The organism is Paenibacillus sp. FSL H8-0048 (assembly GCF_038002825.1).
Classification (GTDB): Bacteria; Bacillota; Bacilli; order Paenibacillales; family Paenibacillaceae; genus Paenibacillus_AQ.
In genome coordinates, this window is sequence record NZ_JBBODF010000001.1 from 6,606,438 (window position 1) to 6,630,720 (window position 24,283).

20 protein-coding genes are annotated in these 24,283 nt (G+C 50.6%); 14 read left to right on the plus strand and 6 right to left on the minus strand.

Features of this window, described 5'->3' with window-relative positions; all coding sequences use genetic code 11:
- Window positions 1–175 precede the first annotated feature (175 nt).
- Window positions 176–490 (minus strand): DUF6809 family protein, encoded by a 315-nt coding sequence (locus NSU18_RS28730; protein ID WP_341150662.1) that lies wholly within the window; start codon window positions 488–490, stop codon window positions 176–178.
- A 107-nt stretch (window positions 491–597) separates the two neighbouring features.
- On the opposite strand from NSU18_RS28730, the gene NSU18_RS28735 reads away from it, so the two are divergent.
- The gene (locus NSU18_RS28735; RefSeq protein ID WP_341150663.1) at window positions 598–837 is read left to right on the plus strand and encodes a helix-turn-helix domain-containing protein; all 240 of its coding nucleotides are present in this window, start codon (window positions 598–600) and stop codon (window positions 835–837) included.
- Between the two features lie 98 nt (window positions 838–935).
- On the opposite strand, the gene NSU18_RS28740 is transcribed toward NSU18_RS28735, so the two are convergent.
- From NSU18_RS28740 to NSU18_RS28755, 4 genes are all read right to left on the minus strand, one after another.
- The gene (locus NSU18_RS28740; protein ID WP_341150664.1) at window positions 936–1,580 is read right to left on the minus strand and encodes a hypothetical protein; all 645 of its coding nucleotides are present in this window, start codon (window positions 1,578–1,580) and stop codon (window positions 936–938) included.
- A gap of 3 nt (window positions 1,581–1,583) precedes the next feature.
- On the minus strand, window positions 1,584–2,285 hold the full coding sequence (locus NSU18_RS28745) for a hypothetical protein (RefSeq protein WP_341150665.1): 702 nt from the start codon (window positions 2,283–2,285) through the stop codon (window positions 1,584–1,586).
- Window positions 2,286–2,430: 145 nt separating this feature from the next.
- Window positions 2,431–4,170, minus strand: coding sequence for a sensor histidine kinase (locus tag NSU18_RS28750; protein WP_341150666.1), 1,740 nt, complete (start codon window positions 4,168–4,170; stop codon window positions 2,431–2,433).
- The gene (locus NSU18_RS28755; protein WP_341017663.1) at window positions 4,167–4,901 is read right to left on the minus strand and encodes a response regulator transcription factor; all 735 of its coding nucleotides are present in this window, start codon (window positions 4,899–4,901) and stop codon (window positions 4,167–4,169) included. The genes NSU18_RS28750 and NSU18_RS28755 overlap by 4 nt, the downstream gene beginning before the upstream one ends.
- A gap of 227 nt (window positions 4,902–5,128) precedes the next feature.
- On the opposite strand from NSU18_RS28755, the gene NSU18_RS28760 reads away from it, so the two are divergent.
- The 9 genes from NSU18_RS28760 (at window position 5,129) to NSU18_RS28800 (ending at window position 17,664) form a co-directional block, all read left to right on the plus strand.
- Entirely contained in the window at window positions 5,129–5,794 is a 666-nt protein-coding gene (locus NSU18_RS28760) for a CPBP family intramembrane glutamic endopeptidase (RefSeq protein WP_341017664.1), read from the plus strand.
- Between the two features lie 116 nt (window positions 5,795–5,910).
- Window positions 5,911–7,722 carry an ABC transporter ATP-binding protein gene (locus NSU18_RS28765; RefSeq protein ID WP_341017665.1) on the plus strand — a complete coding sequence of 604 codons (1,812 nt, stop codon included), beginning with the start codon at window positions 5,911–5,913 and terminating at the stop codon, window positions 7,720–7,722.
- 70 nt (window positions 7,723–7,792) lie between these two features.
- Entirely contained in the window at window positions 7,793–9,484 is a 1,692-nt protein-coding gene (locus NSU18_RS28770) for an ABC transporter ATP-binding protein (RefSeq protein ID WP_341150667.1), read from the plus strand.
- 97 nt (window positions 9,485–9,581) lie between these two features.
- Window positions 9,582–10,631, plus strand: a complete 1,050-nt coding sequence (locus tag NSU18_RS28775) for a LacI family DNA-binding transcriptional regulator (protein WP_341150668.1) — start codon at window positions 9,582–9,584, stop codon at window positions 10,629–10,631.
- Between the two features lie 267 nt (window positions 10,632–10,898).
- The gene (locus NSU18_RS28780) at window positions 10,899–11,867 is read left to right on the plus strand and encodes an ABC transporter permease (RefSeq protein WP_445321828.1); all 969 of its coding nucleotides are present in this window, start codon (window positions 10,899–10,901) and stop codon (window positions 11,865–11,867) included.
- A gap of 12 nt (window positions 11,868–11,879) precedes the next feature.
- A complete protein-coding gene (locus NSU18_RS28785; protein ID WP_341150669.1) occupies window positions 11,880–12,791 on the plus strand; it encodes a carbohydrate ABC transporter permease in 912 nt (303 codons plus the stop codon).
- A 93-nt stretch (window positions 12,792–12,884) separates the two neighbouring features.
- Window positions 12,885–14,471: a DUF3502 domain-containing protein gene (locus NSU18_RS28790; protein WP_341150670.1), complete on the plus strand. Its 1,587-nt coding sequence runs from the start codon at window positions 12,885–12,887 to the stop codon at window positions 14,469–14,471.
- A gap of 41 nt (window positions 14,472–14,512) precedes the next feature.
- Complete coding sequence (locus NSU18_RS28795) at window positions 14,513–16,906, plus strand: glycoside hydrolase family 2 TIM barrel-domain containing protein (RefSeq protein WP_341150671.1); 2,394 nt, start codon at window positions 14,513–14,515, stop codon at window positions 16,904–16,906.
- Between the two features lie 308 nt (window positions 16,907–17,214).
- Window positions 17,215–17,664, plus strand: a complete 450-nt coding sequence (locus tag NSU18_RS28800) for a macro domain-containing protein (protein WP_341017671.1) — start codon at window positions 17,215–17,217, stop codon at window positions 17,662–17,664.
- A gap of 27 nt (window positions 17,665–17,691) precedes the next feature.
- On the opposite strand, the gene NSU18_RS28805 is transcribed toward NSU18_RS28800, so the two are convergent.
- Window positions 17,692–18,489 (minus strand): helix-turn-helix transcriptional regulator, encoded by a 798-nt coding sequence (locus NSU18_RS28805; RefSeq protein ID WP_341017672.1) that lies wholly within the window; start codon window positions 18,487–18,489, stop codon window positions 17,692–17,694.
- Between the two features lie 179 nt (window positions 18,490–18,668).
- Here NSU18_RS28805 and NSU18_RS28810 point away from each other — a divergent pair, with 179 nt between their 5' ends.
- The 4 genes from NSU18_RS28810 to NSU18_RS28825 all read left to right on the plus strand — a co-directional run bounded on the left by NSU18_RS28810 (window position 18,669) and on the right by NSU18_RS28825 (window position 24,229).
- A complete protein-coding gene (locus NSU18_RS28810) occupies window positions 18,669–19,691 on the plus strand; it encodes a glycoside hydrolase family 5 protein (protein ID WP_341150672.1) in 1,023 nt (340 codons plus the stop codon).
- An 86-nt stretch (window positions 19,692–19,777) separates the two neighbouring features.
- The gene (locus NSU18_RS28815) at window positions 19,778–21,724 is read left to right on the plus strand and encodes an alpha-L-arabinofuranosidase C-terminal domain-containing protein (protein WP_341150673.1); all 1,947 of its coding nucleotides are present in this window, start codon (window positions 19,778–19,780) and stop codon (window positions 21,722–21,724) included.
- Between the two features lie 285 nt (window positions 21,725–22,009).
- The gene (locus NSU18_RS28820) at window positions 22,010–23,416 is read left to right on the plus strand and encodes a transposase (RefSeq protein ID WP_341014692.1); all 1,407 of its coding nucleotides are present in this window, start codon (window positions 22,010–22,012) and stop codon (window positions 23,414–23,416) included.
- 237 nt (window positions 23,417–23,653) lie between these two features.
- Entirely contained in the window at window positions 23,654–24,229 is a 576-nt protein-coding gene (locus NSU18_RS28825; protein WP_341150674.1) for a TetR/AcrR family transcriptional regulator, read from the plus strand.
- Window positions 24,230–24,283: the final 54 nt, after the last annotated feature.

Consider the following 24,283-nt stretch of genomic DNA (forward strand, 5'->3'; position numbering starts at 1 on the left):
TCATAGAGTGGAAAATTAAGGTGTTAAGGACCAGGGACCGGGAGCTCAGTAAAAGATCTAAGCTAACCCGTCCCTGGAGTTACGAGGAAAACCTTGAGAAATCAAGGTTTCTGATTACTTTTAAGTGAGGTTTTATGTATAACATTTATGAACCACGCAGAGTTCATTCTGTTAATCACTGATTTTTATCACCAACACTACTCAATCTACTAGCAAGATCCTCCTCCCCCGTTAAAACCTCTACCATAATGCCTGCTCCCAGACGGAAGCCATATTTGAAAATCGAGGATAGCTCCATGCCGTGTGTTTGTGCATTTAGGTCTAACAATGCTTCAAGTTGTTGGAACTCCTCTTCCGTAAGTCGTCTCTTCCAGGTCTCTATGATTTCAGATGTTTGTTGACATAATTCAGTGTATTGTGGGTCACTAGGTATTACGTTTTCGCTCGGATGCAAATGGCCATGATATAGCTTCTCTAAAAGACTCTTCATTTCCTCATCCCCTTTATGCAAATTATAACATGAATTATTATCTTTTTGTAGAGTATACTACGTGGATTTGGATGTTCGGACAACTAGATAATTAACCTAAAAGAGGTATGGCCTTGAAATCAGAAGAGATCTTTGGGCAAGTATTAAAGACGATTCGGAAGAGAAACAAGATGAGTCAAGAGAAGTTAGCCTTTGAAAGTAATCTTGATCGGACTTACATATCGATGCTTGAACGAGGGATTCACCAGCCTACGCTGAACTCATTACTGGCGCTTGCTGAGGCGTTGAATATGAAGGCATCGGAATTGGTTAGGCTTGTGGAGGAAGAGATTGCGGAAGCCAAGTGAATATATAACACAAAAAAGACTGTTGCAGATTTCTGCACAGTCTTTTTTGGTTTTATCCATTCAATTTTAAATCTATAATTTGATAGGTTATTCAAGAACTATTCTACTTCCTGCACCCCATACTTCTTTAATACATCGCTTTTAAATGTATTGTATTCAGCAGCCTCATCTCCGATTAGAGCTTTGGATGTTCCAGATGAATTTAAGCTGAATTTGCCAAGATTCTGGTTGAATATAGAATACTGTCCGAACGTGTTTTTCTTGAGAAAAATAACTGTCTTCTCACCCTTTTGGAGTTCAGTATAGTTCTCATGTGTTAACTTTATTGTTTCTCCTGCGTTTTGGACCAGGGCTAAGGGTTCGACGATTTCAAGGGTCAGCCCGTCTGCTGCTTTACTAATGTCATCAGATTCTTTGAGAACTTGATCGACTTTGATCTCTGTTAATGTGTAAAAGTCCTGAAGCGTTGTTCCATCATCGAAATAAGTGGTCATGTGTTTACGTTTACTAAAATCCTGAGTGGCTTCTCCTATAACAACCAAATCCGCAGCCGTGTCCAACGCATCTACATTTTCAAACTTCAGATAATTGGTACTCACTGAAACAGTTTTTATTTCATTTGAAGTGGGTTCTGAAGTTGCTGATTCAGAACTGGAGTTTTTAAAGAAAGATGCACCTGAAGCTAAGATAAGGAGAACGACTACACCTGAAATAACAAAAATAGTTTTTTTATTCTTCATCATAATTTAGTTCCCCCATTTGGATCGAAGTGAATTGATATCGTACGATTGAGGGCCGATTGCCTGAATTCCTTGCTTCATTACCGAAATTGCTGAACTAGACTGACTCGTATGGTCTAAACTAAGACTATGGCCTATTTCATGTGTAGCATTAGATACAACTTCTGAATAACTTAAAGGACTGTAAGGAGGCGGGGGATTAGTCATAGTATTGTGATATATTGCTACGGTAGAATATCCCCAAGATGAATTATTATTTGTTTGAATACCAGAGCTATTGTAAGGAATATGTTGACCTAAATACCCTACATTCGCAGTTAATCCAACATAATACTTATCTGTACCAGAAGTTATAGAACCACTTTTGTTAACAGCTACTTTGGAAGAGAGTCCTGCCCAGTTAGAACGTGCTGCATCATATTGAGCAGTGTAACCATAACTTGCAACGGATGAATCATAATATGCATAGAAAACAGCTGAATTTCGACCACCTGGATAAGTTTCAGCATTTGCAATGGGGACTAAAATCATAAATGAAGCAATAAATAATGAAAGCAAACAATTCTTCTTTGACATAAGTCTACGGATCATTCTAAAATACACCGCCTTTTCATGGTTTTTTAATAGGAATTCATTATGGGAATAATCTAATTTTTCCTCAAATAAATTCCATGTATAATTATACCATTTAATATTTTTTGATTCCATAATATTTAAAAAATTGTTATTTTAATTATAAAGAATGGCGACAGTTACTTCTGATTCACCTTATAATCTGACAGGAAATTCCTGTAAGAAGCATTCTTTAAGCAAATAAGGTTTCCAACTCATTAGAGCTGGAAACCTTATTTGCTCAGCACGGCAAAATAATCTCAAATTCCGTACCCTGCCCGGTTGTCGATTGAACCTTAATTTCGCCGCCGTGTGCCTCCACGATAGTCTTGGCGATGCTCATGCCGAGGCCGGAGCCGTCGGTGGATTCCTCGGTGTTGGTTCCGCGGTAGTAGCGGTTGAACAGGTGATGCAGTGTTTCCTCGTCCATCCCTTTTCCATTATCGAGTACCCGTATGCAAGCCTTGTCGTGGACTCGGGTAAGAGTGACGGTAATGGTTGTGCCTGGGGGATTATGCTTGACGGCATTGGACAGCAGATTGTCCATCAGCCGCTGTAACCAGGTTACATCTGCCTGTATGAGCAGGGAATCCTCTTCCCCGGTGTAGTGGAACAGATATTCAGACATCGTAGCGTCGTTGACATACTTCAATACGGAGCAGCGCACCAACTCTGCCAGATCTGTCTCCCGGCGCACCATGATGGAATTGCTTTGCTTGAGCTGATGGATCAGCGAGAAGTCGGAGATCAGCTCCAGCATGTAATCCCCTTTTTCCCGGATAGTCGCGCCCATGATCCGCATTTCCTCTTGGCTCCATTGCTCAGGCAGCTTCTCCAGCATATATCCGTAGCCTTGAATCGTGGCCAGAGGGGTGCGCAGATCGTGGGAGATTCCTGACATCCACTCCGCCTGCTCCTTTTCCAGCCTCTTGCGGTCCCGCTCGATCTGAGCCAATTGATGAGTCATCTGATAAAAGGCTTGAATGACTTCCTGGTAGAGCCGGTTGCGGGTTCGCATCGTGCCGTTGCGGCGGAAGACCTTGCGCTTGTCCTTGGCGGTCAGCACCTCGTCATATTGTCCTTGGCCCATCCGTTCAAACCAGCCTGCGAACAGAATCAGGGGCCGCCCGAAGCGGTAGCCATGCCAGATGGAGATCGACAGCGCGAGGATCAGGATTAGCACTGCAATCCAGATGAGTCTCGGCGTTACATTTTCTAATACAGGATGCTTCAGAGGGAGTCCCGCTGCATGGGGCGTATAGACGATCCAGGTCATTCCGCTCGGTTCATCCCGGTGGGCCACAATCCCCGCGTCGTAGTTGTCTGGAGACTGCTGGATGGCCAGAATGTCCAGAGGCCGATATGCCCGTTGTACATATGATTGATCGCCAATACCTTGTACGGTGTTACTCTCAGAATTAATCACTTGCAGATAACTGCCAGTCTCCCGAAGCTGCTGTTCCAAGAGGGGAACGGCTTCTCTTCTTACCACACCCTGCTGTTCGTATGCGTTGAACCACGCCGTAAGCTGGTCGAGGTCAGGGGTTGGATAGCCGAGCACATATAGCAGCGGGTCCTGAAACGAGAAGTTCATTTGTGTCTGTACATCATAAGCCCCGAGTCTCCGTGTCTCCTGGATATCGAGCAATTGAGCGGTGGAGTAGGAGGCAGGCAGGGCAGAATACTGTGTTGTATTAATGCTGTATACTACGTCTCCTTGTGCATTAACCACCTGCAGCCACATCTCTTTCTCCTCAATTAGCTTGCTCCACTGGGAGAAGATGTGAAGCTTCCCGTCTTTATACTGGGCTTCTTGGGAGATCTGCTCCAGGACGCCAACCGGAAAGTTCCGGCGGATCTCATTGCTGGTCATGTTCTGGAAGAACATGATGCAGGCAGCCAAGGCAATGGTCACAATCGCCAGCGCATAGAAAATCAACTGATACGTGAAGTGGAAAGCCATACGTTGCTGAATCTTCATCGTTCGTCCGGCTCCTTCACCAGCTTATAGCCGAGTCCGCGTACGGTAAGCAGCAGCTTCGGGTCGCCGGGATCGAGTTCGATCCGCTCCCGTATTCGGCGGATATGCACCATTACGGTCGAATCATCGCCCTGGCCGTTGATGCCCCAGACTTTGTCGTAGAGCTGGGTTTTGGAGAAGACGATTCCGGGATGCCGGCAGAAGTGCAGTAATAGCTGGAAGACCTGTGCAGGGCAAGGAATAGGCTGTCCCTCTACGGTCAGCTCACCTTCCGACTCGTTAATGGTGAAGCGGCCGAACCGGTAAATTCCCGCACCGGGAACCTTCGCAGCAGCGGACGCCAAGGCTTCCGGCTCCAACCGGCGTATGCGCGCCTGAATTCTTGCGGCTACCTCCAGGGGGTTGAAGGGCTTGGTGATATAATCATCCCCGCCCATGGCGAAGCCTCGTAGAATATCGAGATCAGTGGCTTTGGCTGTCAGGAACAGGATATAAGGATTCCCGTATTCGCGGATCTTGGAACAGAGCTCCAGCCCGCTGCCATCGGGAAACATAATGTCGAGCAGGACGATATCGGGGGCCACGCGTTGTACCAAGCTGATAGCTTCAGCACAAGTGGAAGCCCCGTACAGTTGTTGAAAACCTTCACGGCGAAGCACCATTTGCAGCATGGTGATGATTGAAGGTTCGTCGTCGATGATAGCGATTTTAATATCGGATAGATTTGGCATTTTGTCACCCTTGTTCAAAATAGCATATTTATCTTAACAGAACCTAAACAGCGGGGACAAAATTAAGCAAAAATTCAAAGGTTCGTTTAAGTTCTGTTCTAGTGGGGTTAGTAGGATAGGTTTGAGCAACACATTCGAGCTTCGATGAGAAGAGTAGGAGGAAAATAGTATGAGTAAAAAAGACCGCAATCGGGGGGATGGCAATGAGTAGTCCATCTCTGTCTGAAATGCCACACACCCGGCCCGGCTGGCCAGAGATCCTAACTGCACTGTCCCTCTATATGATCGGCGTTGTTATCCTTGGGGTCTGGATGCTTCAAATTCCTGATGAGCAAGCCATCCTACGGATTAATATCGGAGGTGCGGGCAATGGTCTGATTGGCTTCCTGGCTCTGTTCGCAGCCTACGCCCTGCGGATTCGCAATTTACGCGCTTTCGGGTTTCGGACGACGGAGCGGAAATGGCTGCTGGTGGCGGTCGTCATCGGGATTGCTGCGTTCGGGGGATGTTTTGTGATCGAAGGAATCTATTATCACTTTATTACCGAGATCAATACCCAGGCGGATTTCCAGACGGCAGCGCAAGGCGGCCCGCTCTCCATGTTTATTCTGCTTATCACGGGGGCGATCCTAACGCCGCTCAGCGAGGAATTTGTATTCCGCGGCGTCATTGCCAATGCCCTGAACCGTTATGGCCCATGGGCCGGAATCGTAGGCAGCGCTGCAATCTTCGGCGTGGTGCATGGATTCACCGTTATCCTGCTAGACGCATTCATGGTCGGCGTTCTGGTAGCATACCTGTTCCGCAAGACCGGCTCTATCTGGCCGGGAGTTGTGGTGCATATCGTGTATAACGGTCTTAATCTTCTTTATTATTCCACGCTATCCCTATAATCTGACAGGTTATTCCTCATTGATGGAAATGATACTATGAATTAGGGCACGCTTTGCGAGTCTTTTCTATTGTGATTCGTCCCCACTATCATTCATTCCAACAAGGAGACTGCTGCATGCTTATTGCAAGAAAATATACGGTATTCGATCTGATCGGGATTCCGCTCCGGGTGATTCCGGTGCAGACGGTGGCAGCGATGGGGTATATGCTGGTGGATGCCCTGCTGCCTGCGTATCAGACGCTGGTGATGGCTTATTTCATTAATACGGCGACCCAGATTGTGAATGGCCAGGCCGAGTATTCGTTAATCTATAGGCCGCTTGCGCTGATTATAGGTTATGTGATTGTCACTCATCTGCTCCCCAGCCTGATGCAGTTAATTGAGCTGACGGGACGCAATCGGCTGAATATGCGGCTGAAGCGGGAGATGGTGCTCAAGCGGGCGCGGCTTGCGTATCAGCATATTGAGAATAAGGAGACCGCAGAGTTAATCCATAGGGTGTGCGGTGATCCGGTGGGTCATTTCATGGGCGGGTTCAACAATCTGATGAGTGGACTGAATCTGCTGATTGGGACCGCTTCGCTGCTTGTGATTGTGATGTCTTCCACGTTCATTACGGGAATTGTGATTGTGCTGGTTGCGGTGCCTTTGTTCTATATTGCCATGAAGACGGGCAAGGCGAATTATGTGCTGGGGATGGAGGCGCAGCGGATACGGAGGAGGAGTGCGGATCTGGCTCATATTCTGACTAGCCGGGAGGATGCGGAGGAACGCACGTTATTCGGATATAGTCCGGCGCTCAGGGATCGGTACGGCAAGCTGTATGATCAGACGTACGCAGTGGAGAAGAAGATACAGATCCGAAGCTTTATTCATTTGAAAAGCGGCTCGATCATCGCCCTACTGATCGGCATCATCATAGTGGCCTTGCTGCTGCCTGCGCTGCACTTGGGCGAGCTAACGATTGGCCTGTACATCTCGCTGGTGACCGCGATCTTCAGTCTTGTGCAGAGGATGTCCTGGCAGTTAGCCGAGACGATGCAGGAGCATGCGCGCATGAAGGAGTATCTGCAGGACTTCTCTGCTTTTGCCGGACTCAGTGAGAAGACGGATGCCGCTGCTCTGCCTGTGGAGTTGGGCGGCTTCGTCTTTCAATCGCTGGAGTTCAGGCAGGTGAGCTTCCGCTACCCGGATACGGAAAGATACATATTGAATCAATGCTCGTTCACCCTGGTTAGCGGGAAGAGCTATGCCATTGTCGGGGAGAACGGGGCCGGTAAGTCCACCCTAATCAAACTGCTTACCGGGTTGTACGATAACTACGAGGGCGAAATCTACATAAATAATAGGAACCTCCGGGAGTATAGTTACCCTGAGCTGAAGAGCATCATCGCTGTGGTGTTTCAGAATTACGCCAGATACGCGCTGACGATCCAGGATAATATCCGGTTGGGGAATATCCTGAAGCTGGATGAAGAGCGAATCCGTCACAGCATAAGCAAGATGAATCTGGGTGAGATGGTTCAGGGGCTGGAAGCCGGTCTCGATACTTATGTCGGCAAAATCAAAGAGAACAGCCTGGACCTCTCCGGCGGGCAGTGGCAACGCTTAGCGATAGCCAGACTATTGTACTCTGACTCTGCCATCCATATCATGGACGAGCCAACAGCTGCCTTGGACCCCATAGAAGAGAGCCGGCTATATGAAATGTTCAGCAGCATCCGCGCAGACCGGTTCACGATCTACATCACCCACAGGCTAGGTGCTGCGAGAATCTCGGATGAGATTCTGGTGGTGAGTTGCGGGCGGATTGCGGAGCAGGGCTCACATGAGCAATTGATGGAACACCCGGATGGCTTATACCAGAAGATGTTCGCCAGCCAGAAGTCGTGGTATGAGGCAGAGAGTATGGTGCAGCATGGATAGAATACAGAGGCAGGGATTCCTGAGGAACGGGGCCAGATGCCTGCGGCTTTTATTCCAGGTGAATCCCGGGATGACCTATACATACATCGGCATTGCCTTGCTCCAGGCGGTCTCCTGGGTCTTGCAGGTATTATTTATGCAAAAGTTTCTGGATGATGCCGCTGCCTATGCTACGGACCGGATAGACTTCAAAATGATGCTCTTTTCCTTGGGCGTACTGGCCCTTATGTATCTGTTCTATCACGTCATGGACGGATTCGGGAACTGTTATGAGGAGATTTACGGGCTAAGTGTGGGCAAGCACCTGAACCTGATGATTTTTAAGCGAGTAGATTCTCTGCAGGTCTCTGAATTCGAGGACACGAAGCGGCTGGATTATATCCACAAGGCTGTGAACGGGAGCGGCAAGCTGATCTGGATCGGGACGACCTTACTGGACATTCTGTTCTACTATACGACTTATTTCGTGTTCATCGGGTGGTATCTGTTCACGCTCAAGCCGGTGCTTGCGCTAAGTATTGTCGTCGTATTCGTTCCGGTGATGCTATCCCAGTGGGTGATGATGTCAGCGTTCAAGAATCTGGAGGCGGCTTCGGCCCCGATCCGGCGGGAAGCTGAGTATTATGAGCAGTGCTTGACGGATAAGTCGTATCTGGCAGAGACCCGCTTGCTGGGGGCTACTTCATTTTTCAATAACCTGTATACCTCGGCTCTGCAACGGTTGAACGCTATTGTACTTCGGACGCAGGTACGCAAGCAGCTTGTTCAGCTCATTCTGAATATAGTGACGGTTATGGGCTACGGCCTGATCGTATATATGCTGTTTGTGTCTGTGATGAGGCAGGAGATTTCGATTGGAGCTTTTGCGGCGGTGCTGGCTTCGATTGGCAGTCTATACCGGTTCATGAACAAGCTGATCACCGAGAGAATTGCCTGGGCTACGGAGAATATCGGGTCTACTGAGAATTTTCTGGATTTCATCGACGAACCTGCTGAGAGGACGAACAACCTGCCAAGACCCGCAGACAGTGATATTGAGCTAAAAGCTGTCCGGTTCCGCTATCCGCTGGCGACCCGGAATGCGGTGGAGGAGATCAATCTGATCCTTCCGAGTAAGCAGACGCTGGCGATTGTAGGGGAGAACGGAAGCGGGAAGACCACGCTATGCCGCATCATTATGGGCTTATACCCGCCTACGGAAGGGGAAGTGTGGTACGGGAACGTGGAGGCTTCGCAGACTGGCTATGAGCGAACATCGGCAGTTTTTCAACATTATCGCAAGTATAAGGAGACGTTGCGGGAGAATGTGCGGATCAGCCAACATTCCAAACCAGCAGATGATGCTACAATAGTATCCGTTTGTGAAGAGGCCGGGGTGCTTTTGTCCGGTGAAGGGGTTAAGGAAGGGCTGGATACGATGCTGGGACGCGAGTTCGGCGGCACGGATCTCTCCGGCGGCCAGTGGCAGCGTGTAGCGATTGCCCGCGGATTGTTCCGGGACAGCGACTACATGATCTTGGATGAACCTACAGCGGCCATCGATCCCCTGGAGGAGACACGGCTGTATAACGACTTCGCCGCCTTATGCCGGGACAAAACCGCAATCCTCGTCTCCCACCGGTTAGGCTCCGTGAAGCTCGCGGACCGAATCCTCGTGATGAAGGACGGAAGGATCGTGCAGGACGGCACGCATGAGCAGCTCATGAGCATGCCGGGTGAATACCGGACGATGTATGAGGCGCAGCGGAAGTGGTATGTGTAGGGGAGCCAAATAGCAATAAATGGTTTACTAATACAGAGCTTAACGATAAGATGAAGCCAAAACCAGTTATTGCCGATGGGCGAAGAGAGGGAACAGAATGAAACCCGTTACCGTATATGATATCGCCAGGGAAGCCAACGTCTCGGTTGCCACCGTATCCAGAGTGCTTAATAATACCGCCCCGGTCAAAAAAGAAACGAGGGAGCGGATTACTGCGCTGATCGACAAGCACCAGTTCCAGCCCAATGCGCTTGCGCGAAGCCTGATCCGCAAAGAAACCGGGATGATCGGGTTCATCCTGCCGGATATCACCAATCCGTTTTTTCCGGAGGTACTGGCCAGCTTTGACCGGGAGACGAGAAAACTGGGCTACACCTGTTTTTTGTGCGATACCGTCTCTTCGGACGAGGAGACCGACCTCCAGTATGCGCGGGAATCACAGTATCTGGGGATATTGATGGAGAAGCAGGTCGATGGCATCGTGATGATTGGCGGCAGACTGGATCTGTCCAAGCCGGATGCGGCGCTGGTGCGTGAGGTAGAGGAAGCGGCCAAACGTGTTCCGGTGCTGATGATTAACGGGAATCTGCCCAACACGAAGATTCACCGGGTGGCGGTCGACCAGAGGCTGGGAGCGGAGCTGGCTGCACAGCATTTAATCGATCTTGGACACCGGGATATCGCCGTCATTGGCGGTTTCTTGCATATGTCCAATACGCAGCAGCGGCTTCAGGGATTCCGGACGGCCATGCGGAACAACGGTCTGGAGGTTCGTAAGGAATGGATGGTCCAAGGGGGATTCTCTGTCAACATGGGCTTTAAGTTTGCAGAGCAGGTGCTGAAGTTGCCGGACCGGCCGACAGCGATCATGTGCATGAACGACCTGGTGGCCATCGGCGCACTGAAAGCGGCTGACCGGGCAGGCCTCGCTGTGCCGGTGGAATTGTCCATCGTGGGTTACGACGATATTCCTTTTGCGTCCTTCAGCATTCCTGAGCTGACCACGGTTTCGCTGATGGCCAGCGAGATCGGCGGTCTGGCGGCAGACATGCTGCATAAGCTGATCGCCGGCAAACAGGTGTCCCGTTTACATTCGGTTATTCCCGAGCTAAGGGTACGCCAGACGACAGCACCTCCCCGGAAATAATTGATCCGTGAACATAAATTAATAGTTGACTTTGAAATAACGAGGGCTTATTCTGTTGAAGAAAGCCCTTACATTTTATTTTTTAATGAAACCCATTTCACCTATAATCCGATTACTTGCTGAATGAACAAGGAAACTCCCTGGGAAATTTGCGAGAAGAAGAGAGACAGGATGAAGAACAGGTTTCATTTTTTTATTTTCTTGTGAAATGGGTTTCATAAATTTAACAGCCGGTAGCTGCTATCTAATCAATTAAGGAGGGGTCTTATGTCCACTGCTTCACCTGCCCAATTGACAGAGAAGAGGTATACCACACCCAAGCGCGGCCGCTGGAAACGTTTTAAGAACAACAAGACATTGCTGCTGATGTGCTTTCCGGCTGTAGCGTTTTTTCTTATCTTTTCCTATATGCCTATGCCTGGGCTGTATCTGGCGTTCATCAAGTACAACTATTCTGACGGCATCTTCGGAAGCGCCTTTGCCGGGCTGGAGAATTTCCGGTTCCTTGTCATGACGGGTGATCTGTGGCGCCTGACGTTCAATACCATCGCTTATAACATCGCGTTTATCCTCCTTGGCAACATGCTTCAGATTACGGTCGCTGTGCTGCTGAACGAGATGCGGTCCAAATGGTTTAAGAAAGTATCCCAGACCATGATGTTCCTGCCGTATTTCGTATCCGCCGTTCTGATCGGCCTCATCGCCTACAACATTCTGAGTTATGATTATGGCATTTTGAACTCGGTCCTGCACTCCTTGGGACTTGATCCGGTGAAGGCTTACTCTAGTCCGGGGGCGTGGCCTTTTATCATTGTTATCACGTATTTATGGCAAAGCACCGGATATGGCTCCATTGTTTATTTTGCCGCTATTATGGGGCTGGACAGTGAGATTGTGGAGGCTTCGGAGATCGATGGAGCCAATGCTTTTCAGCGTATCCGATATATCGTACTGCCTTGGCTCAAACCGACCTTCATCATTCTGCTGCTGTTCTCGCTTGGCGGAATTCTTAAGGGGAACTTCGGATTATTCTTCAATCTGGTGGGTGCTAACAACACAGCATTATACGCCTCTACGGATATTATCGAGACCTATGTGTTCCGCTCGCTGATGACCAACTTCAACTTCTCGATGGGCAGTGCGGTCAGTCTGTATCAATCCTTGTTCGGATTCATCGTTGTGCTAACTGCTAACTGGCTGGTCAAAAAGGTATCGCCTGACAATTCACTTTTTTAGGAGGACTTGCCCATGGATGAGACTTTTGTAAGCGCACACAAAAAAACCGACGCCAGCGGACTTGTCGTTCGGTGGATTGGATATCTGTTTATCGGCTTCTTCGCCCTCTGCTGCCTGTTGCCGTTCTTGCTGGTGCTGGGGACCTCCTTCACCTCCGAATCGGCCATTAAGCTCTCCGGCTTCAACTTCTGGCCCAAAGAATTCAGTACGTTCGCTTATAAAATTGTATTTGAGAATCCCGATCTGATCATCGGATCGTATATAGTAACCATAGTTATGACGATTGTGGGAACAACGGTTGGTTTGCTGCTGGTGGCTATGACGGGATATGCGCTGCAGCGGCCGGACTTCATGTACCGCAACAAAATTTCTTTCTTCATTTACTTCACTACACTGTTCTCTGGAGGTCTGGTGCCGTTCTACCTGTTAATCACCCAGTATCTCCATTTAAAAGATAACTATCTGGCGGTTCTGCTCCCTGGTCTGCTAAGTCCGTTCCTGATCATTATGATGAAAAGCTTCGTCCGCTCTATTCCTCATGCCATTACGGAATCGGCGAAGATCGACGGGGCAGGCGACTTTACGATTTTCCTCCGGCTGATTCTGCCCATGACCACGCCCGCCCTGGCCACAATCGGGCTGTTCATCGCCTTGGGGTATTGGAACGAATGGTATAACTCCATGCTGTTTCTGTCGCCGGATATGAAATATCGCACCTTGCAGCTTTTTCTGTATAACGTGATCACCAGCGCTGATTTTGTCCGCAATTCCGCTGCCGCCTCGAATGTGCAGCTTCGCGATGTGCCACTCGAGTCCATGAAGATGGCGACAGCCGTAGTTGCCACGGGTCCTGTCATTTTGTTCTACCCGTTCGTACAGCGCTACTTCATTAAGGGTATCACCGTAGGGGCCGTAAAGGGCTGATCTTCCAGACCCTTCAATTCCACTGCAACGATGTGCCAAGGCCATCAAGCCTTCTCACATAGAGTACATTAAATACAGGGAGGTTGTACAAGAATGGGGATCAAAAAAGCATCAGGGATTTTGTTGACGTTCCTCTTACTGTTTACACTGGCCGCCTGTGGTGGCGGGAATAATGCGGCTAACAATGGGGCTAAGACGACGAATAACGCTGGAAAGCAAGACAGCTCGGCGCCGGACACCTCCAAGTTCGTAAAGGTCAGTTATGTGGTCCTGGGTGATAAGCCGAAGAATGGGCAATTCGAAAAGGTGCTGGCCAAGGTCAATGAAATTATGAAGGAAAAAATCAATGCCGAGCTGGAATGGAAATGGGTCGAATGGGCCGATTGGCAGACCAAATACAACCTGCTGCTGGCCTCCGGGGAGGCAGTTGATCTGATCACCATCGGCACGGATTGGCTGGATACCTGGGCCAATGCGCAGCGCGGAGCCTTCATGAATATGGATGAGCTGCTGCCCAAGTATGCACCGGAAACCTGGAAATCCATCCCGGAGGAGGATTGGAACGAGAGCCGTTACAACGGCAAAATTGTGCTGATTCCTGAGAACGATTACACGCAATGGGTCAATCATGGATTCTTCTACCGCGGCGACTGGGCCAAGGAAGCCGGGCTGAGCGAGCCGATCAAGAATTGGGAAGAAATCGGCCAGTATCTGCAATATATCAAGGACAACAAGCCGGATGTCATTCCATGGGATATGGCTTCAGGTGCGGTGACATGGGGCGGCTATATTCAGTCCTACACGGATAACCTTGACCTCCCGATCTCTACAGGCTACATGCCAGTATTTACAGCGCAATCGAACGATGAGAAATATACCGTAGCTGAGCCCATCTTCAGCGATCTCTTCCTGGATTATGCCAAGCTGATGAAGGAATGGGCCGACAAAGGATTCTGGCGCGAGGATGCGCTCAATAACAAAAATGACAACCGCATAGCTCTCAAAGCCGGGTTATCCGGTCTGGATCAGCATCACACTCAAACCTTCTCCACGCTCCGTGTAGAGATGGACAAAGCACAGCCAGGCTCCGAGCTGCAGATGTTCCCGTTCAACCGGACCGGCGGGAAGAATCTCATGGAGCTGTCGATTACACACGGCGGTACCTCCCTGGGCGCGCATAGCAAAAATCCGGAGCGGGCGCTGATGGCGTATGATTTGATCCGCAACAACGAGGAAATCTATCACCTGATCAACTATGGTATCGAAGGCGTGCAATATGAGATCAAGGATGGAAAAAGAACGCTGCCGGCCAACTACAACGAAGCTTCTGACAGCTTCTATGCCGATTTCTGGGGCGGCCGGATGGACAAATTCGAAATCCCAAGCGAAACGGTGTGGAGTGAAATCGGCACCCTCTATGACGAATACGACAAAATCAAAATTCCGTATCCTTACGGCCAGTTTGTCTTCGACAAAACGCCTGTAGAGAGTGAATTGACTGCGATCTCGCAGGTGGCCGGGGAGCTTGGGCCGGCTATCAACTTCGGGAAGGTAAGCGATCCAGCCAAAGCAGTGGAGGAGTTCAGAGCGAAAATCAAGACTGCCGGATACGATAAGGTCAAGGCGGAATTGCAGAAGCAGCTGGATGCTTTTAAGCAAAAAATGGAAGCTGCGCAATAAACGGCTATATAGATTGAACTAAAAAATTTAAGGAGAAGCGCATGAACGAGTCCAGAAGCAAGCTATGGCTTAATGCGGAGTGGTGTTTCCATAACGGGGATGTACCCCAGGCATGGTACAAGGGATATGACGACAACGATTGGCGTAAAGTCACAATTCCGCATGATTGGGCCGTCGAGGCTGATTTCTCCAGAGATTATTCCAGCGGCAGCGGGTATCTGCCCGGTGGAACCGGCTGGTACCGCAAGCATATTGTGTTGCCGGACCGGCTGGAGGGTAAACGTGCGTACCTTACCTTCGAGGGCGTCTACAACCATTCGCAGGTCTGGGTTAACAGCTATTATTTGGGCAAACGTCCTTATGGTTATAGCACGTTCACTTATGAAATCACGGATCTGCTGGCGTATGGAGGAGCTGTGAATACCATTGCTGTAAAAGTGAACCATGCGGAGACAGCAGACTCCCGCTGGTACACCGGTTCGGGTATCTACCGCGATGTATATCTGACCTTTACGCATGACATTCATGTTGCAGAGTACGGTGTTTTTGCATGGGCAGCTGAGATTGGCCGGGATGGGGCGGAGCTGCAGGTAGAGACCCGAATTCTGAACGAAACAGGGGAACCGGCAGAGATTGGTGTACGTCATACTCTTGTGGATGAGGAGGGCATCGATGCGGGAACCTCATTTGAGCTGCTGCCGGCGGCGGGCGGTACGGAATGCAGTCAACAAGTCATTCAAGTGAAGGAACCGAAGCTCTGGTCGCCGGAAGCTCCCAACATGTATACACTCCTTACAGAAATAATCTGGAAGGGTGCAACGGTTGATGAGGTCCGCACTCCCGTCGGTCTCCGGAGCATTCACTTCGATCCGGCGGATGGGTTCAAGCTGAATGGAAAGTCTCTTAAGATCAAGGGAGTCTGTGTGCATCATGACGCCGGGTGCCTCGGCGCTGCCGTTCCTGGCGATGTCTGGGTCCGGCGGCTGCGCTACCTTAAGGACATGGGCTGCAATGCCATCCGCATGAGCCATAACCCGCCGGCTCCGGTTCTCCTGGATTTATGCGATCAAATGGGATTTATGGTGATGGACGAAGCTTTTGATGAATGGGAGGGTGTCAAGAACAAGTGGTCTACCGGACATAATGTCTATCCTCCAAAGCACTTCGGTTATTATGTGGATTTCCCGGAATGGGGCATTACGGATATTCAAGAGATGGTGCTGCGCGACCGAAACCATCCTTCTATTATTCTGTGGAGTATTGGCAATGAGGTAGACTATCCTAACGATCCTTACTGTCACCCCTCCTTCCAGACGATGACCGGCAACAATGATGCCAACAAGTCTGCTGCAGAACGTGTCTATGATCCGAACAAGCCGAATGCTGAACGTCTTACTGTCATAGCCGGAAAGCTGGTGCAGGCAGTGAAGGCCTGTGACAAGACACGGCCAGTAACGGCAGCGCTGGCTTATCCCGAACTAGCTAATCTGATCGGTTATTCCGATACACTCGATGTGGTTGGCTATAACTACAGGGAGTCTTTATATGAAAAGGATCGGAGCTCTTATCCGGATCGTGTGCTCTACGGCAGCGAGAATTCTCCGGGGCTGCAGGAGTGGCTGGCGGTCCGCGATAACACCGATATCTGCGCACAGTTTATATGGACCGGAATCGACTATTTGGGCGAAGCGCATGGCTGGCCGATACGGGCCTCGCAGGCAGGATTCATAGACCTTGCCGGTTTCCCGAAACCAAGCTATTATTACCGCCAGAGCCTGTGGAGCGATACGCCGATGGCTTATCTCGCCGTCCGCAGAGCAGGTGAACCGGGAATATCAGACACTGGTGGACGGGCAGGCGGCGGGCCAAGCTGGAACTGGGAGCCGGGCGAGCGGTTAATTGTAGACGGGTATACCAATCTTGCTGCTGCGGAACTGTACCTCAATGGCAAGCTGCTGGGGGGAGGAAGTCCTGATGAGAGCGGGGAGCTGCTGCTGAGCTGGGAGGTGAACTTTGAACCGGGGACGCTGCTTTTAACGGGGACAGACGAACAGGGCCGAACAGTCAAGCGGGAGCTGCACACGGCGGCAGCGCCTGAGCAGCTCAGGCTGACAGCCGATACCCTGCAGCTGCGGGCGAACCTGCGTGATATCGTCCATGTGGAGTTCGAAATTGTGGATGCGGCGGGCATTGGGGTCTATGGCGCGGAGGTTCCTGTCACGGTGACCGTAGAGGGAGCGGGTGAATTTCTGGGACTAGAGAATGGAAATGTGCAGGATCTGGAGCCTTACCGTTCCCATACACGAAATACCCATAACGGTAAGCTGCTGGCCTATATCCGGGCCGGAGCAGTCCCCGGAACGATTAAGGTCACTGCGGTCACTCCAGGGCTATCGCCGGCAGAGCTTGAAATAAATTCTTATATTCACCCCTAGAGGGAATACCACAATCGGTTCTAATGAAATGACTGCTGCCAATTCTGGCGCAGTCTTTTTTGTTTACGATTTCACCGCCTTGTGCCGGGATAAAACCGCAATCCTCTTCTCCCACCTTTTAGGTTCTGTGAAGCCCGCGGGCCGAATCATCGCAGTAAATGTATGCGGAAAACAACATACAATGTGCAGGTTCATAAGATACCAAACTTGAAAGTACATGCTATCGGAGTATAGTTATTCTCAGGAGGAATGCTATATGGCTACGTGGGTTCCTCATCAAACACCCAAACCACAACAAGGAGAAAACCATGACCATCCAACTCGTAAACGGCGATCTATTAGAAGCCAGTGAAGATATTCTGGGACATCAGGTGAATTGTCAGGGAGTGATGGGGTCGGGGATTGCGAAGATCCTGCGGGACCGTTATCCGAACTTATATCCTGAGTATAAAAAATACTGTGACCAGCACACGCCTGACGGGTTGCTCGGACACTGCCAGCTGGTGCAGACGGGCGAGAAGCACACGGCGAATCTGTTCGGCCAGCTTAACTATGGAAGGAGCAAAACCCGGTACACCGATTATGGTGCGCTGGAGCGAGCATTAACTACACTGAAGACAGAAGCACAGGCGAGGGGGCTGTCTGTCGCGCTCCCGTACAACATTGGCTGCGGACTGGCGAACGGGGAGTGGAGTTTGGTAGAGGAGATGATTGGGAAGGTTTTTGCAGACTATGAAGTTACGTTGTATAAGATTTAAATATGATTAAAAATAAAGCCAGACTGCTCACAAGCGGTCTGGCTTTATTTTGTGCTCCCTGTACTGGGTGGGCGTCTGCCCCGTCTGCTGCTTGAACTGGCGCATGAAGTGAATCTCGCTGGCGTAGCCGCTCATTTCGGCGGTCTTTTTGACGGAGATATCTGTGGTGGCGAGCAGGTACTTGGCATGTTCGATCCGGCTGGCAATGACGTCGGCCATCGGGCTTACACCGAAGTAGTCTTTATACAGGTGCTGGAAGCAGGAACGGCTCATGGTCAGCTCGTGGGATAATCCATCGATCGTCCAGTTGAGGAAGGGCTGATTGTAGATTTTGGTGCGGATAATGGACATCTTGTTGTAGTGTGTGTTGCCGACTTCTCTCTGGGTCGAATGAATCCGGTTGCTGAGCTTAATGAAGAATAGCCGCAGATATAATTCAATCGTCTCGTCCTTATGCGGATTTCCGGAATACGCTTCATAGCACAAATGGTTAATGATGATCGACAGCTCGTTCAGGTCGCCAATCGGGATCACTTCATCCCTGGGGATCGCCAGCCGGTCCAGCAGCGCTTCATCCCCCGGCTTGTCCAGCCGGAAATGGAACCAGTCATTGGTGAACTGTGACCCGTATGCCCGGTAGAACTGAGGCGTATGCTCACTGTACAGGATGAAGGAGTCCGGACCTGTCACCCGGCTCTTTCCCTCCAAAGTAAAGATGGCCGGCGTCTTCAGCAACAGCAGCATATAGTCTCCTGACCCTTGAGGCCTGTTGATAATAAAATCCGCGTCATGGCTGTGATTATAGCCGATGTTGTGTATGTTCATAGGAGCCTCCCGCATAGCAGATAGATCTATTGTAGAAGCAAACAGGCTGTCTTGCAATCATCGATTGCACAATAAGTTAGTACTTACGCACGATGTGTAATTGTTCTGGGGCCAGGGTTTATCTATGCTTAAGGCAGGTAAGCAAGGTGAGTATACAATGAAGGCTGAGGCCTGAGAGGATGATCGAGATGAAAGAATGGATTGGTTATACCAGAGGGGTGAATCTCGGAGGCTGGCTGTCCCAGTGTCCGTATCAGCATTCCCATTATGATAGCTTCATTACAGAGAAGGATATCGAGACGATTGCCTCCTGGGGTCTGGACCATGTCCGGCTGCCGGTGGATTATGAAGTGATAGAGGATACGGGGAATGCAGAGACTTACGCCGGGTTCAAGCATATCGACAATTGCATCCGCTGGTGTGCTGCTCATGGGCTGAATCTCATTATTGATCTGCATAAGACACCGGGCTTCTCCTTCGACAGCGTGGCCGCGAATTCCCTGTTCGATGATCCGGCGCTCCAGGAGCGGTTCCTGAATCTGTGGAAGGCGATTGCCAGCCGGTATGCCAGCTATAAGGATACTGTGGCTTTTGAATTGCTCAATGAGATTGTGGAGAAAGACAGCAGCCGCTGGAATGCGTTGGCCCACCGGACGATTACGGAGATCCGCAAGCATGCGCCGGAGACCAAAATCGTTATCGGCGGCATCCAGTGGAACAGCGTGCACACCCTCGTGCTGCTGGATCAGCCTTTTGATGAGAATATCGTGTACACATTCCACTTCTATGAGCCGTTCCTGTTCACACACCAGCGTGCGGCTTGGGTGGAGCAGATGCCTAAGAGCAGCATGGAGTATCCGGGGGACCTTGCGAACTACCGCAGCACTTCGGCGGCTATTGGCGCTTTTGGCTCCGGGCTTCATGCAGATGGGATCAGCGAGATGGGTCCAGCGTACATGACCAGCCTGATTCAGAACGCCATCGACGTTGCTGCGGAGCGGAATGTGTATCTGTACTGCGGCGAATATGGGGTCATTGAGCAAGCTCCGCCGCAGGGTGTGGTGAACTGGTACCGGGATGTGCATGGGGTATTCGAGCAATACAAGATAGGCCGGGCCGCCTGGACGTATAAAAAGATGGACTTCGGCATCTCGGACCGGTACGACAGCAGTATAACGTCTGAGATTATTGCTTATTTATAAGCAGTCCAAAACTTCTCTGGAGTCACGGCTACCCCGTAATGGAAACTTCACAGTTTAACTACTTTTTTCTAAGCGAGGTCTTATAAATGAAAATACAAATTACAGATAAACCCGGAGTGTCGATCTCCAAGGGGATGATCGGGCTCTTCTTCGAGGATATCAACTATGGGCTGGACGGCGGGCTGCATGCTGAGATGATTGAGAACCGTTCCTTCGAGTTCATGAAGGCGCAGGGCGATAGAGGGAGCTACAGTGAGAGCCATGACGGGCTCTATGGCTGGACGGCTTATCCCGCAGAGGCCAGCGGAGCCACCCTTCAGATTGGGACGGAGCATCCGCAGAATGAGGTCAATCCCCATTACCTGGCGTTTACCGCCGGGGAGATGCAGAACGCTTTTACCAATAAGGCCTATGATGGCGTGTCTCTGAAGCCGGGACTTACGTATGGGGTATCCTTCTATGCCAGAGCGGAGGGGTATGCAGGGGGTATTGAAGTTTCCGTTGAGCGAAATAGCACAGTTATGGCGCAGGCTGTCATCGCGACAGCGGTGAGTGGTGAATGGACACGCTATACGGCGCAGCTTAGCAGCAGTGAGCCTGTATCGTATGGGGATTTCGTCATCCGGCTGGATGAGCCGGGCACGGTCTGCTTCGACTTCATTTCCATGATTCCCTCCGATGCGGTGCTGGGCTTGTTCCGCCGGGATCTGGTCGGGCTGCTGGAGGAGATGAAGCCGGGCTTCCTGCGTTTCCCGGGTGGTTGTATTGTTGAGGGCTATAACCTGGAGAACCGCTACCAATGGAAGCGGAGTGTGGGAGCCGCTGAGCAGCGCAAGAATAACAGCAGCCGCTGGGCGCTGCACGGGAATAATGAAGAGAATCAGTACACGAGCGAGTACAGCCACTATAATCAGAGCCTGGGGATCGGGTTCTATGAGTATTTCCTGCTGTGTGAATACCTGGGGGCACGGCCGATTCCGGTGCTGAATGTGGGGCTGGCCTGCCAGTTCCAGTCTACTGAGCATGTGGGCGTACATGATGAAGATTTCCAGGAATATATTCAGGATGCGCTGGACCTGCTGGAATTCGCCAACGGACCGGTCGATTCACCGTGGGGCCGCCTGCGGAGTGAGATGGGTCACCCGGAGCCGTTCGGTCTGGAGATGATCGGAATCGGCAATGAGCAGTGGGAGACGGAGCATGCGGACTTTTTCATCAGATACGATCTGTTCGAGCAGGCGATTCATGCGGCTTACCCGTCTGTGCAGCTAATCGGCTCTGCCGGGCCGGATGTCAGCTCTGACAACTACACCCGGGCTTGGGAATATTACCGGAAGCGGGCTGAGGGCAATCCAAACTTTGTCTACGCTATCGATGAGCATTATTATGTGAAGCCGGAATGGCTGTGCGAGAACGTGCATTTCTATGATCAATATCCGCGGGATATCAAGGTGTTCGCCGGGGAATATGCGGGCCACTATGGCAACGGGATGAATTCGCCGCACTTCAACAGCTGGGGCGCTGCGCTGGCAGAAGCCGCATTCCTGACGGGCCTTGAGCGCAATGCCGATATCGTCGTGCTGGCCTCCTATGCGCCGCTGTTTGCCAGACTCGGCTATGCCCAATGGTCGCCGGACATGATCTGGTTCGATGGCGAGAACAGCTACGGTACGCCAAGCTACTATGTGCAGCAACTGTACAGTACGCTGATGGGAACGAAGGTGCTGCAGACGGTACATGACCAGGAGGAGATTCCTTACACTGTATCTTATGATGAGGAGCAGCAGGCCCTCTATGTGAAGCTGGTGAACACGCAGGACCGTACCATTCAGGTGGAGCTGGAGACTGCGCTGTTCTTGACCGGAAGCGGCGAAGCCTATGTGATGCAGGGCGAGGAGACGGAAGTGAACTCGATTGAGGCTCCACGCAACATCGCGCCTAAGCGTGTGCCGCTTGAAACCGCAAGCCGGATGGTTTATACACTTGAGCCGAAGTCGTTCCATGTGCTGCGGATGGAGTGCGGGGTAAGGTAATGTGGGCGAAAGTAGTGCTCGCAAGATCAAATAAAAGGAATATGGGGGGGACGGGAGGTTGCCGTCTCCCCTTCTTTTTCGAGGAGTCAGTTTAATTGTATTCCGGAGACAATTTCATAATTCAAAACCCTTGCTATACCTGGTTTTTTTGAGCATAGAAAAAGGAGTACCTCCCCAAATTCTCGAAGTTATAGGTGACGAAACCAACACCCGAGAAGAAAAGAGGTAATCCCTATCTATTCTATTCGACAAGAAGAACTGTTTTCCTTTGAGGAATTGCTCCAGATGGCTCCGGAAGATAAATATAGCCAAATCTTTGAACACTTACATTTAGCTCCAGTTCTGTTCGCACTGCGGAAAAAGAGCCACCGTGGACGGCCTGAAAAACTAAACGTACCTGCCATGATCTACTCGCTGCTGATTGCCAAAATGGAGAACATCGAGTTTGTCTCTGCCTTGGTCCGGCGATTGAATCATAGCCACGAATTTCGAGTCCAGTGCCGGTTTACGGGCTCGGACAATATTCCCAGTCAGGCCTCCTATTCTCGTTTGATTCATGCCCTAGCGCAAACGGGAATGCTGGAACAACTTCAGGATCGCCTAGTCACCTCTGCCCTAGAAGAAGGTTTTGTGAGCGGCACCCATCTGGCTGTGGATTCCTCGATGGTTGAGGCATGGGATTGCCAATTTAGCGAATCAGCCTCCAAGCGTCGTGCGGCTCGCCGGGAGCAAAAGAAAGGCGAAGCTCCGGGGGCCGAACAACTTCAGCTCGAACATCAAGAGCCTGAGCCGAAGGCGGTGAACGCGCCGCTGAAGAAACCCAGGTACAGCAAGCCAGGTCGTCCATCCCAGGCCGAAAAGGAACGTCGGCGCGAGGAAATGGAAGCCTATGAACAAAGTCTCGGACCGTTCCAGAAAACCATTGAAGCGATGTTGCCGTACACGTACGATGAACTGCTGACCGAGTTGCCCCGGCATGCTGCGCGTTGTGACAAGAAAAATACGAAGGGCCGAATGACCAGCTATTACGGGTTCAAGGCGAATCTGCTGGTCGACACGGACAGCCAGTATATCCTCAGTGGGCTCTTTAGTTCGGCCAATCCGAATGACCAGCGTATGGCGGTCGTCCTTCTCAAAGGCCTGCTCCTAAAGTTTCCGATGCTAAAGGTCAAGCATATCTTGGGCGACAAAGGCTACGACTGCGCGGCAATCTACCAGTTGATTCATACGCTCGGCGCCTATCCTGCGATTTCCCTGATTCACCATAAAGACCCGCCTGCAGGAATGAATCTGGATTACACGCCGGTGTGCGCTCAAGGACATACGTACCGTTACGACAGTTTTGATGCCAAGTATGAGACCCTGAAGTACACCCGGCCTAGCGAATGCAAAGGCTGTGAGCTTTCCGGTTCCGATTGCCAAAAAGTGTTTAAAATTCGCATGCAAACGGATTTGCGGTTGCACACTTATCCCGCCAGAGGTAGCGAAAGTTTTACCACCCTGTACAACAAGCGGACGGCCGTGGAGCGTGTGTTTGCCTATCTCAAAGAGTATTTCGGGATGAAACGCACACGTCACCGGGGTGTCCGGGCAAGTGTCGATTTCCAGCTCAGTACGCTCGCGTACAATTTGAGTAAGTTTGCATTAGACAAATTGAATCAGCAGTTGAGAGACTCCCAGCAAGTGGCCTGATTTTTTTAAAAAATATGACCTTAGATTTTGGACCAATCTTGCATTTCAGTAAACTGAATTATGAAATTGACTCCGAATTACAGTTAACCTTCAGCCGACGCGCATTGGAATTTTGACACCACCAACATCCCGGTATAAAATAAATTAAAATGATAGATAAACATATCATTATAATAACTGAAATATCATTTCACTGAAAACTATCACCCACCCTACAGCAGAGGCAGGCCTAAATTCATGAAAATCAGTGTCAAAGATACCAAACGAAAGGCTATTCTGGATGCGTCTACGGAGCTGTTGGCGCTCAAGCAGACGGCTACGCTGCAGGAGATCGCGGATCACGCAGGGATCGGCATTGCAACGCTGCACCGGTATTTCTCTACCAGGGAGCTGCTGCTGGATGCATTGGCGCTTAATGCGATCGGGCTGGTGGAAGAAGCGCTCGGGGGAGTTACCGCAGAGGACCATGATATGCTGCTATTCCTGACGGAAGTGTTCGAGGCGCTGATTCCTTTGGGCGGCAAGGTGTCTTTTCTCAGCTCTGCAGCCTCAGTGGACGAGAATCCGCATATTGTAGCCGAAGAAGCACGGATCAAGCAGCCGCTGCGGGAAGCGGTGGAGGGCTGGCAGGCACGCGGATTGCTGAATGCCGGAATGAGCGCCCACTGGATCATCACGGTCATGTATAATCTTTTGTTCGTTGCCTGGCAGGAGATCCAGAAGGGGAATATTGCGAAGAATGATGCTCCGAAGCTGCTGGTTACTACAGTCCTCCAAGGCTTCGGCAGAACAGGGCATGGGGAGGGCAGGTAACTGTGAAGAGGGAATGTTCAACAAGGCGGATAGAATCGGGAGCCGAACAATAAG

Excerpts from the sequence above, each read along its gene's own strand:
- NSU18_RS28790 (WP_341150670.1), top strand. The coding sequence starts at position 12,885 with ATGGGGATCAAAAAAGCATCAGGGATTTTGTTGACGTTCCTCTTACTG.
- NSU18_RS28745 (WP_341150665.1), bottom strand. The coding sequence starts at position 2,285 with ATGGAATCAAAAAATATTAAATGGTATAATTATACATGGAATTTATTT.
- NSU18_RS28735 (WP_341150663.1), top strand. The coding sequence starts at position 598 with ATGGCCTTGAAATCAGAAGAGATCTTTGGGCAAGTATTAAAGACGATT.
- NSU18_RS28785 (WP_341150669.1), top strand. The coding sequence starts at position 11,880 with ATGGATGAGACTTTTGTAAGCGCACACAAAAAAACCGACGCCAGCGGA.
- NSU18_RS28765 (WP_341017665.1), top strand. The coding sequence starts at position 5,911 with ATGCTTATTGCAAGAAAATATACGGTATTCGATCTGATCGGGATTCCG.
- NSU18_RS28820 (WP_341014692.1), top strand. The coding sequence starts at position 22,010 with ATGGCTCCGGAAGATAAATATAGCCAAATCTTTGAACACTTACATTTA.
- NSU18_RS28825 (WP_341150674.1), top strand. The coding sequence starts at position 23,654 with ATGAAAATCAGTGTCAAAGATACCAAACGAAAGGCTATTCTGGATGCG.
- NSU18_RS28795 (WP_341150671.1), top strand. The coding sequence starts at position 14,513 with ATGAACGAGTCCAGAAGCAAGCTATGGCTTAATGCGGAGTGGTGTTTC.
- NSU18_RS28780 (WP_445321828.1), top strand. The coding sequence starts at position 10,899 with ATGTCCACTGCTTCACCTGCCCAATTGACAGAGAAGAGGTATACCACA.
- NSU18_RS28755 (WP_341017663.1), bottom strand. The coding sequence starts at position 4,901 with ATGCCAAATCTATCCGATATTAAAATCGCTATCATCGACGACGAACCT.
- NSU18_RS28805 (WP_341017672.1), bottom strand. The coding sequence starts at position 18,489 with ATGAACATACACAACATCGGCTATAATCACAGCCATGACGCGGATTTT.
- NSU18_RS28800 (WP_341017671.1), top strand. The coding sequence starts at position 17,215 with ATGACCATCCAACTCGTAAACGGCGATCTATTAGAAGCCAGTGAAGAT.
- NSU18_RS28750 (WP_341150666.1), bottom strand. The coding sequence starts at position 4,170 with ATGAAGATTCAGCAACGTATGGCTTTCCACTTCACGTATCAGTTGATT.
- NSU18_RS28775 (WP_341150668.1), top strand. The coding sequence starts at position 9,582 with ATGAAACCCGTTACCGTATATGATATCGCCAGGGAAGCCAACGTCTCG.
- NSU18_RS28730 (WP_341150662.1), bottom strand. The coding sequence starts at position 490 with ATGAAGAGTCTTTTAGAGAAGCTATATCATGGCCATTTGCATCCGAGC.
- NSU18_RS28760 (WP_341017664.1), top strand. The coding sequence starts at position 5,129 with ATGCCACACACCCGGCCCGGCTGGCCAGAGATCCTAACTGCACTGTCC.
- NSU18_RS28740 (WP_341150664.1), bottom strand. The coding sequence starts at position 1,580 with ATGATGAAGAATAAAAAAACTATTTTTGTTATTTCAGGTGTAGTCGTT.
- NSU18_RS28815 (WP_341150673.1), top strand. The coding sequence starts at position 19,778 with ATGAAAATACAAATTACAGATAAACCCGGAGTGTCGATCTCCAAGGGG.
- NSU18_RS28770 (WP_341150667.1), top strand. The coding sequence starts at position 7,793 with ATGACCTATACATACATCGGCATTGCCTTGCTCCAGGCGGTCTCCTGG.
- NSU18_RS28810 (WP_341150672.1), top strand. The coding sequence starts at position 18,669 with ATGATCGAGATGAAAGAATGGATTGGTTATACCAGAGGGGTGAATCTC.